General features: G+C 49.3%; 13 protein-coding genes. 6 read left to right on the top strand and 7 right to left on the bottom strand.

The window, feature by feature from the left end; all coding sequences use genetic code 11:
• Positions 1-21 precede the first annotated feature (21 nt).
• The 6 genes from FIU95_RS03940 to dnaX form a co-directional block, all read right to left on the bottom strand.
• A complete protein-coding gene (locus FIU95_RS03940; protein WP_152451693.1) occupies positions 22-471 on the bottom strand; it encodes a YcgN family cysteine cluster protein in 450 nt (149 codons plus the stop codon).
• A 9-nt stretch (positions 472-480) separates the two neighbouring features.
• Positions 481-768 carry a YcgL domain-containing protein gene (locus FIU95_RS03935; RefSeq protein ID WP_152451691.1) on the bottom strand — a complete coding sequence of 96 codons (288 nt, stop codon included), beginning with the start codon at positions 766-768 and terminating at the stop codon, positions 481-483.
• Entirely contained in the window at positions 765-1,895 is a 1,131-nt protein-coding gene (gene rnd, locus FIU95_RS03930) for a ribonuclease D (protein ID WP_152451689.1), read from the bottom strand. Before rnd ends, FIU95_RS03935 begins: the two co-directional genes overlap by 4 nt.
• A gap of 5 nt (positions 1,896-1,900) precedes the next feature.
• On the bottom strand, positions 1,901-2,509 hold the full coding sequence (gene recR, locus FIU95_RS03925; protein ID WP_152451687.1) for a recombination mediator RecR: 609 nt from the start codon (positions 2,507-2,509) through the stop codon (positions 1,901-1,903).
• 28 nt (positions 2,510-2,537) lie between these two features.
• Complete coding sequence (locus FIU95_RS03920; protein WP_152451685.1) at positions 2,538-2,882, bottom strand: YbaB/EbfC family nucleoid-associated protein; 345 nt, start codon at positions 2,880-2,882, stop codon at positions 2,538-2,540.
• 61 nt (positions 2,883-2,943) lie between these two features.
• Entirely contained in the window at positions 2,944-4,944 is a 2,001-nt protein-coding gene (dnaX, locus tag FIU95_RS03915) for a DNA polymerase III subunit gamma/tau (protein ID WP_152451683.1), read from the bottom strand.
• A gap of 236 nt (positions 4,945-5,180) precedes the next feature.
• Between dnaX and FIU95_RS03910 the strand changes: the two genes are divergently transcribed.
• The 3 genes from FIU95_RS03910 to FIU95_RS03900 all read left to right on the top strand — a co-directional run bounded on the left by FIU95_RS03910 (position 5,181) and on the right by FIU95_RS03900 (position 10,093).
• Entirely contained in the window at positions 5,181-5,708 is a 528-nt protein-coding gene (locus FIU95_RS03910; protein ID WP_152451681.1) for an RNA polymerase sigma factor, read from the top strand.
• A gap of 289 nt (positions 5,709-5,997) precedes the next feature.
• A complete protein-coding gene (locus FIU95_RS03905; protein WP_152451679.1) occupies positions 5,998-7,071 on the top strand; it encodes a FecR family protein in 1,074 nt (357 codons plus the stop codon).
• Positions 7,072-7,183: 112 nt separating this feature from the next.
• On the top strand, positions 7,184-10,093 hold the full coding sequence (locus FIU95_RS03900; protein ID WP_152451677.1) for a TonB-dependent receptor: 2,910 nt from the start codon (positions 7,184-7,186) through the stop codon (positions 10,091-10,093).
• A gap of 1,329 nt (positions 10,094-11,422) precedes the next feature.
• On the opposite strand, the gene FIU95_RS03890 is transcribed toward FIU95_RS03900, so the two are convergent.
• Positions 11,423-14,131: a TonB-dependent siderophore receptor gene (locus FIU95_RS03890; protein ID WP_152451673.1), complete on the bottom strand. Its 2,709-nt coding sequence runs from the start codon at positions 14,129-14,131 to the stop codon at positions 11,423-11,425.
• A gap of 524 nt (positions 14,132-14,655) precedes the next feature.
• Here FIU95_RS03890 and FIU95_RS03885 point away from each other — a divergent pair.
• From FIU95_RS03885 to FIU95_RS03875, 3 genes are all read left to right on the top strand, one after another.
• The gene (locus FIU95_RS03885; RefSeq protein ID WP_152450975.1) at positions 14,656-15,603 is read left to right on the top strand and encodes an IS30 family transposase; all 948 of its coding nucleotides are present in this window, start codon (positions 14,656-14,658) and stop codon (positions 15,601-15,603) included.
• Positions 15,604-16,051: 448 nt separating this feature from the next.
• The gene (locus FIU95_RS03880; RefSeq protein ID WP_152451668.1) at positions 16,052-16,357 is read left to right on the top strand and encodes a hypothetical protein; all 306 of its coding nucleotides are present in this window, start codon (positions 16,052-16,054) and stop codon (positions 16,355-16,357) included.
• A 57-nt stretch (positions 16,358-16,414) separates the two neighbouring features.
• Positions 16,415-18,112 (top strand): tetratricopeptide repeat-containing sulfotransferase family protein, encoded by a 1,698-nt coding sequence (locus FIU95_RS03875; protein WP_152451664.1) that lies wholly within the window; start codon positions 16,415-16,417, stop codon positions 18,110-18,112.
• The last annotated feature ends 52 nt before the right edge of the window (positions 18,113-18,164 follow it).

Genomic DNA, 18,164 nt, shown 5'->3' with positions numbered 1-18,164 from the left:
CAATGGCAAAGCCTCGGCGGCTTAACCGGCCTCCACCCAAGTGACGATATGTTCTTCCATATCATCCGGGTGAACCAGCTCCTCGCTGATAACACTGCCACGTACAGACATACCCGCTTTATGTACAGACTGCCTATCGCCGCTGACAAGCGGATGCCACTCGGGTAGTGGCTGCCCCTCAGCCAGGCGACGATAGGCACAGGTAGTCGGCAGCCAGGTGTATTGGCCTATATCCTGCACCCGCAACTGAACACATCCGGGCACCAATTCCTTGCGCCGCTGGTACTGACTACAGCGACAGGAATCTGTATCCAGCAGACGGCAGGCGACATTGGTGCTGTAGAATTCACCGGTCTCCTCATCTTCCAGGCTGTGCAGGCAGCAGCGTCCACAGCCATCGCAGAGTGCCTCCCATTCGGATTCGGTCATCTGCTCCAGTGTTTTACGCCGCCAAAAAGGCAGTTGTGCCATAAATCTGACTCAGCGTTGCAGTTTGCTGTTCTTTATTGCGATCTCGCGCATTTCAGAATCGGCTATCGGTGGCATCTGCAAATAGTAACCCTGCACACGCATCTCTTGCAGGACCTTGTCGGCATTTGCACGCGCCAACTTGCGCTCTGGAGTCATCAGCATAGTGGTGACATGCTGAGGGCTGCCGAACAATTCCAATAGATTCTTAGGCACCCGCGCAGTCCCCTCACGCTTATCGACGTACAAATACATTTCTTCTTTATTAGGGCTGCGATAAATATCACACAGAACTTTCACTTCATTTCCTCTTTGCGCAGATGTCGCAGAACTTTAAGCAGGGGACGGCCCACCACATCGGCGCGCCAACCACAGAGACGCCCCTGCAATTGGGGATCAGGGGCAAGAACCAGGGCTTCCAACTCTTTTTTGCGGATCAGGATTTCTGCAGGCAGCTTTTCGCACTCCGCAATACTGGCAACTTCCTTACGCAGTGACTTCAACAGCTCCCCCTGTTGCCGGTTGAGCGGTTGCGGCAAACGCGTCGGCAAGTCGCTGCGCTCCAGGGCCTGGGCAATTAACTGCAACAGCGTATCGCCATGCTCTCGCAGTGCGCGCCCCTCGAGGCCGACTTGGCTCAAGGCACCTTTATGCCGCGGCAGCTGTTGGGCCAGAGTCATACAGAGATTTTCCTTGAGCAGGTGGTTGCGCGGCATATTTCGGGCTCGCGCCTCACACTCCCGCCAGGTGCAGAGGTCCTGTAACACAGCCAGCTGTTTGCCACGCAGACGCCAGGCCCCCTTCACTTTCTGGTAATAAAGTTCAGGGGATTGTGGGCTTCGCGCAGTCTCTACCAGCGTTGCGCAATCCTCGACCAACCAAGACTCCCGCCCCTGCTCCTGCAGGCGCTTCAGCAAGGCACCATAGAGAACTGGCAGCCAGGCCACATCGAGTGCGGCATAAGTTTTCTGCGCATCACTGAGAGGGCGCTGCAACCAATCGGAGCGGGTCTCGCTCTTCGGCAGTTCAATATTTAACAGTTCGCGCACGGTGGCGGCGTAACCGAGGCCCGCCCCCATACCACTAATCGCCGCGGCGATCTGAGTATCAAAAATGGGCTCGGGGATCACCCCCAGCAGACGCTCCAGAGTTTCCAAATCCTCGCTGCAGCTGTGCATAATTTTTGTAACAGCTGTATCCAGCAGCAGATCACGCAACGGCTGCAGGTCTTCAATGGCGAGATTATCGATGAGGTAGCAGTGCCGACCATCCCCAACCTGCACCAGGGCGGGCTGAGGATAAAAGGTGCGACTGCGCATAAACTCGGTATCCAGTGCCACCGCACGCTGCTGTCGCCACTGCGCGCACAAAGCCGCCAACTGCTCGCAGGAGTCCACCCAGCGCGGAGTGGTATCTATTTCAACCATCGGGATTACTCTGCTGGGGGGAAGAAGGCGGTGCGGCTATTAAAGGCGTGTGCCAGGGTACCGCCGTCGATATATTCCAGCTCACCACCGATGGGAACGCCATGGGCGATACGACTGACAGTCACTCCCTGCGCTTTGGCGCGCTCGGCGATATACTGGGCTGTCGCCTCCCCCTCTACTGTGGGATTGGTGGCGACGATCAACTCCTGTAACGACTCACTGGCCAATCTGCGCTCCAGCAGATCCATACCAAGATCCGCAGGGCCGATACCATCGATCGGGGACAGGTGACCATGCAACACAAAGTAGCGGCCATGGTAGTTACCGGCCTGCTCAATCGCCAATACATCAGCCGGAGTTTCGACGACACAGAGAGAGGTTTGTTCGCGGCGACTGTTGTTGCACAGGGTGCACACGGCTTCTTCGGTCAGCGTACGGCACTGCTGACAGCGGCCAACTTTCTCCACCGCCTGGGCCAAACTGCGCGCCAGTAGCTCTGCAGCGTCGCGATCCTTTTCCAGCAGATACATCGCCATGCGCTGTGCCGATTTAGGGCCCACACTGGGCAGGCAGCGCAGCGCGCGAATCAACTCTTCGATTAGGGGACTAAACATATAAGGCTAAACAACCGGGCTCTGCCCCTTAAAATGGAAACTTGAAGCCTTCCGGCAGATTCATGCCGGAAGCGAGGTTACCCACCTGCTGCTTTTGTAACTCCTGGGCCTTTTCCTCAGCTCGGCGCACAGCATCATTCACCGCCGCTGCCAAAAGATCTTCCAGCATCTCTTTGTCTTCGGAAAGCAATGAAGGGTCGATTTCCACAGAGATAACGTCGTGCCGGCCATTCATGGTGACCTTGACCATACCCGCGCCGGATTCACCGCACACGCGTAGCTCATTTAACTCCTGCTGTACCTTCTGCATTTTTTCCTGCATGTCGGCCTGCATTTTCTGGGCCTGTTGCATCAGATCGCCCAAACCTTTCATAGGTAACCTCTATCTCTATTATGTGTGAGCCCGGTTAGACACCGAGCAATCGAAATTTCTATCAATCCGCCTTCGCCAGGGACTCGACGGTATCTGACACTAACTCAGCCCCCAACTCGGACTGAAGCTCCTGAACCAGAGGGTCTGAGGTAAGGGCATCCCGAGCTGCTGCTAGGCGCGCATCGCGAGTCGCCGCAGCCAAACGCGCCGGCGTACTGCCCTGTACCTGCCCCACCTGAATCTGTGCAATAACTGGCTGCTGGAAAAAGTCTCCCAGCAAATCCCCCAGACGCCGCTGATGCACCTCGTCATAGAGACTGCTAAAAGATTCGTCCAGGGTAAAGGAAAGTATATTGTCCTGGCGCCCCACTAGCTCCAGATGCTGCGCGATCGAGTGCAATATGCCGCTGACGCCCAGCTGCTTATAGAGTGCCGGCCAACTGCCTGGTGTAAGTGCATCAAGGCGTGCCGGCGATGTTTCAGCAACCTTAGCAACCGCTTCTGTTCTCGTAGGGGCCGGATTTTCTATCGCAGGGGGAGAGGCTTCCACTTCCGCAACGCGCTGGCGAAGTTCAGCCAGTACCCCCTCTCGCGAGCTTGAGGGCTGAGCACTGGGAGCCTCTAGCGGCCGCTCAGCTATTGCCGTCTGGGTATCCATCGCAATCTCGCTGGCCTGCTCCGCATGGTATTGAGACTGCTGGGGCTCAAGCTCTTCAGATGTAGGCGGCGTATACCCGCTGTCCAATCCTGGACTCTGAACGGGGCTTTCATATGGCTCGACCGCAACCTCTTCAGCCTGAGACTCTGGTGTCTTCACAGCCACAGCACTCTCGGAGTGCTGAGACACAGTTTCAGACTTTTTTTCGCTAATATTCTCCTGTTCGATAGGCGCTTGCGGCGCCTGCTCTCTAGGAGCTGTCTGAGCTTCCGCACTAGCAGCCGTTTCAGGCAATTCGGCCCTTGGAATTGTCGCTACGCCCTGCGGACGGAAAGCCAGCATACGCAGTAGCGCCATCTCAAAGCCACTGCGCGGATCTGGGGCCAGGGGGAGGTCGCGGCGGGCATGCAGGGCCATTTGATAGTAGAGCTGTATATTCTCCGGGGCTATTCGACCGGCAAGTTCCCGCAGTCGCTCGGCATCGCCCAGGGCGTTATCCACCGACTGGGGTAAAATTTGGGCGACCGCCAGACGGTGCAGATTATCGGAGAGCTCCGCCAGGGTGGCACCAAAGTCCGGGGCCTGTTGGGACAGCTCAGCGACAGCGGCAAACAGCCCCGCCGCATCTTCATCTGCCAGGGCCTTTAGTAGCTTCCACACCAAGCCGGTATCAATGCTGCCGAGCATGCCACGCACTTCGGCCTCGCTGATTTTGCCACCGCCAAAAGCGATAGCCTGGTCAGTGAGGCTCATACCATCGCGCATACTGCCATCGGCCGCACGGCCCAGCTGCCAGAGCGCCTCCTCTTCAAATGGCACCTGTTCCTCACCCAGTACAAAGCGCAGATGCTCGACAATCCGCTCGGGGCTCATATTCTTGAGCTTGAACTGCAGACAGCGGGACAGCACGGTTACCGGCAGCTTTTGCGGGTCTGTGGTAGCCAGCAGGAATTTCACATGGGGAGGCGGCTCTTCCAGAGTCTTCAGCAGAGCGTTGAAGGAGCTGTTGGAGAGCATATGCACTTCGTCGATCAGATAGACTTTGTAGCGCCCTCTGGTCGGAGCATACTGGACGTTCTCCAGCAATTCGCGGGTATCCTCCACCTTGGTACGGGATGCCGCATCCACCTCGATCAGGTCGACAAAACGGCCATCGGCTATCTCATTGCAGGCATTGCACTGCCCGCAGGGCTCAGAGCTGACACCCTCCTCGCAGTTCAGGCATTTGGCCAGAATTCGGGCAATTGTGGTCTTCCCCACTCCCCGAGTGCCGGCAAACAGGTAGGCGTGGTGCAGCCGGCCGTTATCCAAGGCATTGATCAGTGCCTGAAGCACGTGCTCCTGCCCCACCATCTCTTTAAAAAGACGCGGGCGCCATTTACGTGCCAGTACTTGATAGCTCATCCAGTCTCCGGTGCTCGACACACCTCTGCCAACTTATATCTCACGCGCTCTTGGCGCGGGCGCCATTATACCGGCATAGGCGACGAGGCATAGCGGATAGAAAGCTATCACCCCAAGAGATCGTTTCGCGCCACTCGAAGCCCAAGCCATCCTTGTGATATAACTGCGCCAGCTCGCACTAAGAACAAACAATTCACAATGATAAAGCGAGCCTGGGACGGGGAACGCAATACGCAATGAATAAAGCCAGGAAGACGCTTCTGGAGAGGCTGTTTGCCGAGCACGGCCAAGCCTTGGTGCGCTTTGTCGCACGCATTGTCAAAAGTCCAGACGATGCCGAGGATATTGCCCAACACGCCTACCTGCGCCTGCAAAAGCTCAGCGATGAAAAGGAGCTGGAGAATCCCCGCGCCTATCTCTACCAAATCGCCAACAACCTCGCGGTAGATCAATTGCGCCGGGGCAAGTTGCATATGGAGTACCTCAACCAGCAAGCCTCGCTGGAGGGCGAGTCTCATAGCGATGATCACGCCGACCACCAATCTCCAGAGCGGGTGCTGGCTGCACGCCAACAACTGCAGTCCATCTACGAGGCAATGGACAAATTGCCACTGAAGTGTCGACAGGCTTTCCTACTACACAGAACGCGTGGACTCTCTTACAGCGAGATTGCCCATGAAATGAATATCTCAGTAAGCAGCGTTGAGAAATATATTCTACAGGCCCTAAAAGCCTGCAGGCGCAAAGTAGACCCCAGCTCCTAGAGCTCATAATGCCACTCCATAAGCCCATCATTTTTTGTTGAGGGGGGCTCCTCCTCAGCCGTCTCAGTGTGCAAGAGCGAACTTAAAGATCCGGCCAAACCTGTAAAGCGAGGCACTTTCAGAATTATTTGCTGCCAAAGAGAGCCCTGGTATTGCAATTATTTCGTAGGAAGCCCTTTACACTCGCCAGTATCGTATAAGTCGGTCAAATTTGAGTAAGATACCTTAAATTTTGAGACGAGAGTCCCACTCTTAAAGCACTATTTAACTCCTAACTACTAGAGCAAGTATGAACAGCAACCCCCAACATCACACAAGCGATGAGTGCCTGGACCAGGCCTGTGCTTGGGTTGCCCGTTTACGCTCAGAGGCTATGAGTAACGCGGAAAAGCGCGAATTCGCAACTTGGCTGGCAGCCACGGAAGCCCATCGCCAAGCTTTCGATGAGGTGGTAGAACTCTGGGGCGACCTGGGTGCTCTCGCCCATATGCCAGTCGATCAGCTCTTCCCCGAGAGTGTACCGAGTTCCCCACCCCAAAATAGTCGAGAAACGCAGAAATCGAGAGAAGCGCGGAAATCGAGAAAAGCACAGAGTGCTATGAGTGCTAATTGGGGCCTGCCACAATGGCTTATTGGCGGTGGGCTCGCTAGCTGCGGCGCTTTTCTCGCCGTCTGGATAGGCCTGCAATGGTTAGGCAACGGCAAAATTGACCAACAAATATATACAACGCAGTTAGGCGAGATTCGCACTGTTAGCCTTGCAGATGGGTCTGAAATAAAACTGAACTCCAATAGTGAACTCCGCGTGAACTTTAGCCGCAAAGAGAGGCAGACACAGCTTCTTCGTGGAGAGGCCTTTTTTGACGTGGCCCGCCAGACTGCTCGTCCATTTACAGTGGCCGCCGGCAGTGCAAATATTCGCGTCTTGGGAACCGAATTTAATGTGGAGCTGAACCCGGAGAATACCCGGGTATCGGTGACAGAAGGCAAGGTCTCCGTCAGTGAAGCGGAAAAAACACCCGGCCTAACACCCGAGTCCGTCACCCTCGTCAAAAACCAAAAGGTCAGCGTATCTACCCTGGGCCTCACCCAAATCCAGCACACCTCACCAGAACAGGCAACAGACTGGACCCGAGGCATCCTAGTATTTGAGAAAACCCCCCTTAAAGAAGCCCTGCAAGAGCTCAACCGCTATCTAGCCGTTCCGGTCGTCGCTGCCCCACAAGTTGAGAGCCGTTTAGTGTCCGGCACATTTGCCGTATCCGACCCAGATAACACACTAGAAGCCATTACCACTGCCTTAGATCTTCAGCAAGATCACAGCAATAACAACCTGACTATCTTGTCTCCCAAGCACAACTAGGTTATAACCGTCCCAAATGGCGGTCGATTATTGAGCAAATAACCACTTCCCCGCCCGCAAAAACAATAGATACAACCGTTCAGCGAAATTTTGTGCTCTGAACGCAATAAAAATGGGCAACCTCTTGACGGCAAGGCACTGGGTTACAACCTTTTTAGCACTTCTGCTATCGGCAAATAGCGCAGCTAGCGCACTGTGCCCAAAGCCCAGCATCGAACTTCCCGCAAGCTCTCTGCCTGAGGCCCTTATCTTCCTGGGAAGACACTGCCAAATCTCTATTTTGGTACAAACCTCCTCAGCTTCCTTATTTAAACTACCCAAGCAGACACTAAACACCGAGCAGGGTCAGTTTGAAGCAACGATTGAGCAATTATTAAAAGACCTCCCATTCTCTTATCATCGTATAGGCCCAACCTCTTATGCGGTTATCCCGGATAAGAACTCAACTCCTAAAGCTGAACAACAATTCAGCTCGCCTCCTGAAGAGATCACGGTTACCGGGCAAAGCCTCACCGGCAGTCATTTGCGACATTACCAGCTAGATGGCTACGCCCCCATCGACAGAATCAGCAGAGAGCAACTTGAACTCACTGGAGCGCAAACTGTCGCCGATATGCTCAAATTTCTGCCGGCAGTATCCGGAAACTCCACCAGCACTTCGGTAAGCCAGGAGGATGACGGAACAGCCATAGTTTCTCTTCGCTATCTCCCCGCCAGTAATACCCTGGTGTTAATTAATGGCCGCCGCATTATTGGCGATGGATATAATGGAGAGGCCACCGACCTCAACACGATTCCCCTCTCCCTGGTCGAGCGCGTAGAGATCTTAAAAGATGGCGCTTCTGCGGTTTATGGTTCGGATGCTATTGCTGGAGTTATCAACATCATCCTTCGCAAGGACTTCGAAGGCTTATCGATAGATAGCTACTACGGGCAGTCAGAAGCCGGTGATCGTGAGACTGAATCACACAATTTAACCTGGGGAAGACATGGTGAACGCAGCCATGTAATGCTCAGCCTTGCGCAATACAAGCAAGGCTCAATAATGAGCCGCGACCGCAGTTTGTCAGAGTCCGCTGACAGCCGTAATTTTGGCGGCACAGATAAGCGTTCGTCAGCCATTCCCGAGGGGTTTATCGCCCTTGATAGCAGCACAACTTTAACAGCTACAACCCCCAGGGATTATCGGGACTGGTCCCTGGAAGACCGCTACGATTACAACGACTATACCTCCGCCGTCACCCCACTCCAAAGTAACTCCGCGTACCTATCTGCCGACTTCGACCTCTCAGATAACACCCTGATATATACGGAAGTGATGGGCCTACACGCCTCTGGAGAATCGACCAAGGCGCCCTCCCCAGTCTTCACTCGTTTCGATAACGGTGATCTGACAATAGCGGCAGACAATATTTACAATCCTTTCAACCAAACAATTACAGATGTTAGGAGGCGCGTTACGGAACTGGGCCCACGCATCCAAGAAAATCGCACCACTTCCTGGAGGCTTAACGCAGGAATCAAAGGAGTTCGCAACCTTTGGCACTGGGAACTTAACACCTCTCTTCAGAGAACAGAAAAATCTGAAAAGCTCAGCAATCTTATAAACCCTCTAGCACTCTCCCAGGGCCTGAAGGGACCTGCTAGCTGTAATACTAGCAATGGCTGTATTCCTATAAGCCTGCTCGGCCCCAGCGGCAGTATTGATCAAGAACAGCTGGAATTTATTCGAGGGGTAAGCAGAACTAACAGTCGCACGCGAATGGAATCCCTCACCTTTATCTCAGACGGAACCCTAGGGGAAAACCGATCCGGAGAAATTTTAGCCGCGATAGGATTTGAGCTTAGGCATGAGGCCCTGACCAGCGACTCTAATGACCTGGACGGCCTTTCCTATATTGGAGGGCACGCCCCAGGCGCAACCCAAGGCTCACGTACTATTAAAGAAACCTTTGCGGAAGTCTCAATCCCAATCCAGGAAGAAAAACTCTGGCTAGACGGAGCAATCCGCTTATCCAGCTATAGTGACTTTGGCAATACTTACAACCCCAAGCTCGCTATCCGCTGGCAGATTTTAGATGACATAAATCTAAGGATTAGCTACGCCAGCGGCTTCAGGGCCCCCACCCTTACCGACATGTACCAACAGGGCTACCAAAGTCAGGTGTTTATCTTTGACCCCTGTACAAGTAACAGCTCAGCCAGCCTTACTGGCTGCTCCTCCCAAACCGATAATGCGCGAATCCAATATCTTACCGAGTTTGGGGGCAACCCCAACCTCACGCCTGAAACCTCAAAAACCCTTACCGCCGGCCTAGCCTGGACGCCGGAACAAATAGAGGGGTTAAGCGCTGCACTCGAAATTTTTAACATCCAGCAGGAAGATGTTATTGGCAGTAACCCACAGTTCCTGGTTGAACAGAATGCCTATGCCGGGCTATTCAGTGACAGAGTACTCAGAGATGAGCGCGGTGAAATCACTAAGATTCTCGCCACAAGAATCAATAAAGGCCGCAGAACTATCCGCGGCTATGATATCTCGCTCCGTTATGAGCTACCCATGGATGATTTTGGGCAGCTCAACTTGGCAATGAACTTAAGCCATATGTTGAACTACCTAAACCAAGGAGCCCCCGGACTACCTGAAGAAGAGTTGGCAGGCACTTTTGTAGATACCACAACCGGCGGCGCAGGCTCACTGCCAGAGTTTAAAGCCAATGCGGGTATTTATTGGAGTAACAACCAGTGGAAGGCCGGCTATACCGTACACTTTGTCGGCGGCACAGAAGAAACCTTCGCTCACAACGATAAAATCGTGACTCACGATATAAACAGTTGGTTTAGCCACGATGCACAACTCTCTTTCAACCCTTCAGGTAGGTTTCGACTCGCAATTGGGGTCAACAACCTGCTTAACATCCCCCCTCCTCTCGCTATAACAGCAGCAGAGAATAATTATGACTATCGTTCTTACGATCTGACTGGAAGGTATTGGTACAGTAGTTTTTCACTTAGACTGTAAAGTTCTTTAGTAAATCAGCCACAAGTATATGTGTATCCATCCAACCCCAGATATCACCTTAATATATTTACTCCTCAACCTTCACTAAAAACCCAAATGGTGCTTACTACTTGTTTAGGAGCGAAAAATCATCATTGCAATTCAAGCAAGAAAGTTAATGACAACACAAATATGGGAGGGTCGTAGCAACCTATATGTAATGAAATACAGCTTCTAAAATTACACAGCTTATTAAAAAGAAACCACCAAAAATTAATATTATTTGATTTCGGATAATAAGTACAATTGGTAATGAAGGGCTCAACTGATAGTGTCAGATTCTCTACTAACCAAGAGAAACACAGATGAAATACTACCTAAATAACGAGAACTAACGGCACCATATTTACAACCCTATAAAAGCCGCTCACTCCCAGAAGTAATTACAGAACTGTTAGAGCTGCTCCACAATTTGAAATCGGCCACTCTCGCACACAGCTGCACATAAAAAAACCAGCAGTTATGAGCCAATTCAAATCTAAATTAATCATGGATCAATGGGCTTTGATCGATCCTTGCATTTCCGGTCCCAAACGAGGAGTAGGAGGCCAAAAGGCCAGCAATAATAGAGCATGTTTTAAAGGCGCCTTAAGGGTTTTCTGCTCTGGAACACGACCGAAATATATTTCTTCTCACTATCCATCACTTAGTACTTGCTGAAAAATGCTTCAACTGGGGGAGGAAAACGTAGTTTGGCTGCGATCGTAAATAAATTTTCTGGAGTAACTAGACCAACAACCCTTTCTTGATCAGAAGGAGATCTTATTTAATGACAGATTTTTACCAGTAAACAAAAGGGGGATAAAATTGGGAAACCCAAACCAGATAGGGGCTCAAAGTGGGCGATGGCAGCCGATCACGAGGATACTCCATTACGTCAGCCTTTCCATAAATTCCTTACAAAAATTACTTGATATACTGTATAAAAGCACAAAGATTCATTGCTCAATATATGACAGGGCTAAGGATTCAGCCCCCCTTCGAGACAGCCTGTTGAGTTGGGGAGTTGACCTTATCTGTCCGCACAGGAAGAATAGAAAAAAGAGCCTCAACGCAGGATGCTAGAAAGTTCAGAAGGTATTCCCGTCGCTAGAAAATTGAGAGGCCTTCAATATAAAAGGAAAATAACAGCCGTTTGTAATTGGATGACATAGTCTCTTATCCTTTTATAGTGCTTTTTTTCATTTAGTCACATGAAATAACTGCTAATTGTGCATTGCGCTGAAGAAAAAATTTAGAAAAAAAAGGGGGGCTGAATAGCCCCCGGATTATTCAAATTTATGAAAGCTTCTAAAACTGATAAGTAACTCCAGCCCAGGCATAGCGGCCCTGGAAGTCGTAAGTGCCGTTTACATCGTCATAGGTTGAAGTGTAAGACGGGTCACGGTCGGTCACATTGTCGATACCAGCGGTTAAGCGCATGGATTCGTTCACATCCCAACCCGCCTTCAAATTCAGGTAGGTGTGGGAGGGGACATTTACATAAGGGCTGTGACCATCACCGATGTACTGTACGTCGGCACCGAAGTCCCAGTTGTCAGCATACCAGGTTGCGCTGGCCAGGCCGCGCCATTTGGTATAGGCACTGCTACTTGTTCCTATGTAGTCTACATAGTCAGAAGTTTCGCCAGTTTCAGAGTTAAATTCCTCGTACTCCAGCAGGTGGGTTGCCTGAGCGCGCAGAGCCAGTTTGCCGGTGTCGTAGTGGAAGTTCTGCACTATATCCAGGTCGAGACCTTTGGTATTAATTTCGCCAATGTTTTGCAGGGAACCTTCCAGGTACTCAATCTGCTCGCTGTCGCCACGGCGAACCAGTTCACAGGCTGAGCTGATACCATCGCGGTAACAATCGTCCAAAATCTTCTGTGTATCGGCAGAAGTGATAGCGTCCTTAATTCGGATATCGAAGTAATCCAAGGTGATGGACAGATCTTCGGTGAAGCTCGGAGTCCAAACGATGCCAGCAGTGTAGCTTTTGGATTTTTCCGGCTGCAGGTCTTGGTTACCACCAATATTGGTGGGTACCTGGGAACCAGCTTGGCTGAAGCCGGCGCTGACCATATCACAGTTACTACCTTGCCCCGCAGTATTGTTGCTGCTGGTATCACATGGGTCGATCAGATAGCTGTAGCTCTGGGCAGTACCACTGTACAGCTCGTAGATACCTGGAGCGCGGAATGCAGTAGAAACACTGCCGCGGAAACGCAGGTTTTCTGTTAGCGCATATACAGCACCGAGCTTATATGTAGCTTGGCCGCCAAAGGTGTCGTAATCCGAATAACGTATCGCCGCGTCAAGGGACAGTTCTTCCGCGAACTTAAGGCCTGCCAGGATTGGCAGGTTAAACTCTGCGAATACCTCTGTTACAGCGAAATCGCCAGAAGTGGCATCCTGCTGGTTACCGAAAGTTGCACCACTTTGCGTCTCTTCGCTTGGGGTGAACTCACCAGACTCTTTACGGTACTCAATGCCTGAGGCAAAACCCAATGCGCCGCCCTGGAACTGAATGGCTTCAATGTCGCCGGTCAGGCTGGCACCGAAGTTGAGCATTTCATACTCATTATCTTCGCGGTCGGTATAGCTGATGTAGTCGATGACCTCATCGCTCATACCACCAAGGAACTGAATGTTCTCTTCAGCAATGCCGCTGTTTCCATCAAGCACTTGCTGGAGCAGGGTTTTATTGTAGGAATTGTTAGTGGTGTTTTCACCTTCATTTTTGCCGTAGCTCAGGAAGGTATCCCAGCCCCAGCCATTCGCCAGGTCACCGCGTAGACCGCCGAGAAGACGGTAGGTTTCGGTCTTCTGCTCATAGTCACGGGTGCCACCTGAAACTGGGCGCAGGCGGACATCAGATAAACCGTCCTGCCATGTGTCTCCGTGAGTCGCTACTGGCTTGGAAGGTTCAAGGTCTTTAGGGCTGCCTTGGGATTCCCACTCTGCCAATGCGGCGTTATATGCAGCGAGCTCTATCTGGTAGGCATCTTCTGCTTCCTGCCAAGCTTCAGACAGTTGCGATTGAACCTCATCGGACAGATGGTCGGCAGTGAGATTAAAACCATTACCCGCATACATTGGCTGAGCGGCCAGTTGTTGGTTGGTGGTTTTTAGGGTGTAAGAACCTTCACCGTAAAACTCGATGTAGTCATTGATAGAGAAAGTACCGCTACCGGTGAGGCTGGTACGTTCCATAGCGCCTGACAGCCACATATACTGGCCAATGTCATAGCTAGAATAATCCCCAAGTGTCTTTCCATCCTCACCGACACTGAATGCTCCGTAGTTGGTGAAGATATTACCGGTAGAGGACATAGAGCTCTGCAGTCCTGCCCAATCACGGTCTTTGTAAGTGATTTCGTCACGCTGACTGTGGGTAACGTTACCAATGAATTGGCCGCGATCGAATTCCTTACCAAAGGTAATGGACAGCTCACCATTCTCGCCGCCGCCAGCTTCGGTCGCGCCAGCGCGGGCATTTATGCGAACCCCATCGAAAGAATCTTTCATGACCACGTTGATTACGCCGGCTACCGCGTCAGAACCATATACGGCGGAGGCGCCATCGGTCAGAACTTCGATACGGTCGATCATATCTACCGGGATATTGTTCATATCCACTGCAGAGCTTACGCCAGAGCTGGAGGATACAAAGCGACGGCCATTAACCAGTACCAAGGTACGTGCAGAACCTAGGTTACGCAGGTCCACAAATGACAGACCAGCACCGCCATTGTTGTCGTTGGCATTGATACCGGTAGTACCCATGGATGGAAGCTGGTTAAGCAGCTCATCAATGGTACCCACACCGGAACGCTGGATAGCTTCAGAGTCAACCAAAGTGATTGGGCCAGTAGTGGATAGAGGGTCACGCGCAATGCGGGAACCGGTAACAACTACTTCCTCAACCTCTGGTCCGGGAATAGATTCCTGGGCGAAAACGCCAGAGCTGGCGATGGTGCCCAGTGCTGCAATGGCAACGCTCAGTTTGGTCTTGATCATAGTGGAACCTTTTTATACTTAAGGTGCTTTTGTGGCTTTTGATTACATAATTGACAACCTGTCTAAACTGACTTTAAATGAATAATATGAATTTTGGAACTATTGTTGACTAATATTTGTCCAGCAGGAGAAGGTTGGGGAACCTGCACCAATGATAAAGTTGGGCAAATATCGAACAATTTAGCCTCTAGATTTTGGTAGATGGGGCAGAAATACAGTTTTTTTGCTTAACTAGGCTTTTTATTGATAAAAAATTTTTATCTCAATTTTTTCACAGCCAACAAGAGGGCTCACAGCTCATATGGGGGGAGAGACAAAGAGGCGGGAGAGCCTCAACATACGAAAGGGTTATCAGCGCTTAGGCCAGGAGATTTTTAAGTGGGGATGATTTACGGTTTTTAATGCTACAGTTACCGAAGGAACTTATCCCTAGATTCTCACAATAACCGACACACTTGGCGATAGCGAAGGAGGCCAGCTGGTTGTAGGCTAGTAAGCTTCCACACAAACAAGCCAGGAACCTCATGGGAACCCGTACCAACCAGCTGACCTTGAAAGAACGATACCAGATTGAGGTCCTTAATGGGCAGAACTATTCAGCCCGAGCCATTGGACTACGCCTCAATAGATCCAATAAGACTATCTCTCGTGAGCTTGGTCGTTACAGCCCTTACTGTGCCGAGAGTGCCCACCGTCAGGCACTGCAACGACGGCACGGAGCTATTAAACATACCAAGCTCGACTTTGCCATGCAGGTACAAATCGACCACCAGCTGAAAAATGCAAGTCCTGAACAAATCGCTGGGCGAATGCAGCTTGAGAGGTGTGCGAAAACGGTTAGTTGTTCAACAATTTACCGCTGGGTCAGTCGACTTAACTGGAGGTCACGTCTGCCAAGGAAAGCCAAACCTTATCAGAAACGGGCAGGTTCCGAGGCAGGCGTAAAGCTTATTCCAGAGCGCATAGATATTGATCAAAGACCTGCGATTGTCGATGAAAACACTGAGATCGGTCACTGGGAAGGCGATACAGTTTATGGTCAAGATGGCTATCTGGTGACACTGGTTGAACGAGTTTCCAAATTATTGCTCACTCGCAGAGTCCCAAATAAGAGCAAGAAAACAGTGAGCCGGGCGATCAAGCAGATGTTGAAGCCATATCAGGCCATCTGTAAAACCATCACCTTCGATAATGGAGGAGAATTTGCAGGTCATCAATCGATTGCGCAGAAGCTAGGATGCAGAATATATTTTGCGAAACCTTACCACTCTTGGGAACGCGGGCTGAACGAAAACACTAATGGCCTTTTGAGGCGCTTCTTCCCAAAAGGAGTGGAAATTGGCAAGATACCAAAAAGCCGTATTGATGACGCAGTGTTTCGAATCAATACTCGACCTAGGAAAGTACTAAATTACTTGAGCCCGCTGGAATTTTTGGCGGGTAAACGTGTGTCACTTATGTTGGCAATCTAGGATCTAATCACTGAAGCATGATAGCTTGGTGAAATGACATACTAGCCACATTTATCACTACCTCCTTTCTTAGCAAGATAAACCGCCAAAAAACTGACTGGATGGTCACACTTTACCCTAACCAGTAATTGAAGAACAAACAGGTTAAACCTTCTCCTCTGGTAGGCAATCTAGAATTCATCTAACCCAAGACTTTTTGTACAATCAGCCAGTGCTTCCACTAGGTTGCTAGTGAATGACAAAAAATTAAAGGGACGCGTCAGCTCTTTATGACCATCTTGGGATAATCCGCAACAATTAAATATCAGCTTGTATTAAGAAAATACCCTCTTACCTTATATTTCTGTCAGCCATTGGATGATATTTGATTTAACAAAAGGTAACATTATTACATTCACCTTTTATGAAGGTGATGGATGGATTGATCTTCGATAAGTGGATATATCGTATGAAATACAAAGGGCTATTTATCTCTGCTTTGGGGCTTGGATTACTAACCGGCTGCGCAAATGATTCAAGCTATAAGCAGCAGGTAAACACTACCGGCAATGAGTCAGCTCAGACCTCACAGCGCAATTTAACTGAAGACACTAGCAATCAATTAATCTGTAAATCTCGAGCAATCACAGGGTCACGATTTAAGCAAAAGACATGTATGTCAGCTGAAGAGTGGAAAAAAATGTCACATGAGTCTTCGAAAATGCTTAGCAAGCAGAACCGAAAAGGAGTGCTTGGCAATCCAGAAGGAGGGTAACAATCCACTTTTGGATTGAATAGATAACTTTGTTTAATTTCCTCAAGGCGCCTTATTTTGAAGGCGCTTTTTATTATTTCATATTTTTTCATGAAAGAATTTTTTCTACAAAAAGTCCAGGAGACTAGAAAGCTCGCAAGTCAGCATCAGTTCTCAATCGCCGAAAAAAAATTGCAGGAATTGTTGCTAACACCTTCCATCAGTAAGAATGAAAAATCTCTTATCTTAAAAGAACTTTACCAAATAAACCTAAGGGCAGGTAAAGCTCACAAAGCAATTAACCACCTAGAATCACTGGCATTAGAATCAAAAGAGGAACCTCTTTATTGGCTTGAGCTTTATAATTTATCCGAGTCTTTAGGCGAGACTGACAAAGCTATAAGGTCGCTCGAAAAATATATCGAAAATGAACCAGAGTGCTCACCCGATATCTATTTCAATTTAGCATATAATTTAAAGTTGTCAGGAGATCTTAAAAAGTCACTGAGAACATATCAAAAATCCCTTAATAAAGATATCTCGGCTCAAGAAGAAGTCTATACAAATATTGGTGTTATCTACTCCGAATTAAGAGAGGAAAACAAAGCAATAGAGAGCTTCCAGAAAGCTCTAGAACTGAACGGAATGCATACACCAGCCCTATTAAATCTTGCAGGCATATATGAAGAGTCCGGAGAAAAGAAAAAGGCTATTCCCCTTTATCAAGAAGTACTATCAATAGACAGCAAAAACAGTCTAGCCCTTGCTAGAATGGCCCATATGTATACCGCGAAAAATCAATCAGATACTCGCATTAAAAACATATCTGTTTTATTAAACAGCCAGAATTTGAGTGACGCAGAGAATGAAGAATTATACTTTGCTCTAGGGAAACTATATGACGACTGCCAGCTCTTTAGTAAAGCGTTTTCTTGTATTAGCCAAGCTAACAATATAGGAAGAAAGAGAACAATCTATTACAACCCTATAGAGCAAGAAAAATTAACTGACGACTTAATAAACACATTCTCTAAGGAATGGTTTACAGTACGTCACAGCCAAAATAAATCTACTCCAATCTTTATTTGCGGAATGCTTCGCTCCGGATCAACTCTTCTAGAACAAATGCTATGCGGCCATAGTTGTATTTTATCTACTGGCGAGAGAGATTTTGTTGTAAGAAAAATCGAAGAAATGAGAGGAGGCTACCCACAGTCGGTACTCAAAAAGGATAGTAACTATTTCACTAAAATTTCTAAAGATTACTTTGAAGAAATTGGAGGGATAGTCTCCGGCGAGCAATTTATTATCGATAAAAGACCGGAAAACTTTCTTCACATTGGACTAATAAAAACAGCATTCCCAAAATCCAAGATAATTTGGACAAGACGCAATCTACTTGACAACGCCATATCCATATACTTCCAGCAACTCAATAAAAACCTGAATTACTCCTTCGATCTTGAGCAAATTGCCCATTTTTATTCGGAGCATATACGATTGATGAAATATTGGGAGAGCTTATTTCCTGGTGATTTGTATCAAATACAGTATGAAGACTTAGTGACCAATCCCAGGACTGCAATTGGCAGCGCGCTTAATTTTCTGGGGTTATGTTGGGACCCCAATTGTTTAGAGTTTTTCCAACGAAGAAACCATGTAAAGACGGCAAGTATTTGGCAGGTAAGAGAGCCAATTTATTTATCTTCTGTGAATCGGAGCAACAATTATTTAGAGTACTTAACGCCTTTAAACCTCAAGCGTTTTTTAAAGTAACTAATTATTTACCCATAAAAAAGGCGCGACATTTAGTCGCGCCTTTTTGACA

Source organism: Microbulbifer sp. THAF38 (assembly GCF_009363535.1).
Classification (GTDB): Bacteria; Pseudomonadota; Gammaproteobacteria; order Pseudomonadales; family Cellvibrionaceae; genus Microbulbifer.
Note: the sequence above shows the minus strand (reverse complement) of the source record. Positions and strands in the feature narration are given on the sequence as shown.

What these genes read in the sequence shown, in the direction of transcription:
- FIU95_RS03940 (WP_152451693.1), bottom strand. Translation starts at nt 471, where the DNA reads ATGGCACAACTGCCTTTTTGGCGGCGTAAAACACTGGAGCAGATGACC.
- FIU95_RS03920 (WP_152451685.1), bottom strand. Translation starts at nt 2,882, where the DNA reads ATGAAAGGTTTGGGCGATCTGATGCAACAGGCCCAGAAAATGCAGGCC.
- FIU95_RS03885 (WP_152450975.1), top strand. Translation starts at nt 14,656, where the DNA reads ATGGGAACCCGTACCAACCAGCTGACCTTGAAAGAACGATACCAGATT.
- recR (WP_152451687.1), bottom strand. Translation starts at nt 2,509, where the DNA reads ATGTTTAGTCCCCTAATCGAAGAGTTGATTCGCGCGCTGCGCTGCCTG.
- FIU95_RS03905 (WP_152451679.1), top strand. Translation starts at nt 5,998, where the DNA reads ATGAACAGCAACCCCCAACATCACACAAGCGATGAGTGCCTGGACCAG.
- FIU95_RS03880 (WP_152451668.1), top strand. Translation starts at nt 16,052, where the DNA reads ATGAAATACAAAGGGCTATTTATCTCTGCTTTGGGGCTTGGATTACTA.
- rnd (WP_152451689.1), bottom strand. Translation starts at nt 1,895, where the DNA reads ATGGTTGAAATAGATACCACTCCGCGCTGGGTGGACTCCTGCGAGCAG.
- FIU95_RS03890 (WP_152451673.1), bottom strand. Translation starts at nt 14,131, where the DNA reads ATGATCAAGACCAAACTGAGCGTTGCCATTGCAGCACTGGGCACCATC.
- FIU95_RS03900 (WP_152451677.1), top strand. Translation starts at nt 7,184, where the DNA reads ATGGGCAACCTCTTGACGGCAAGGCACTGGGTTACAACCTTTTTAGCA.
- FIU95_RS03910 (WP_152451681.1), top strand. Translation starts at nt 5,181, where the DNA reads ATGAATAAAGCCAGGAAGACGCTTCTGGAGAGGCTGTTTGCCGAGCAC.
- dnaX (WP_152451683.1), bottom strand. Translation starts at nt 4,944, where the DNA reads ATGAGCTATCAAGTACTGGCACGTAAATGGCGCCCGCGTCTTTTTAAA.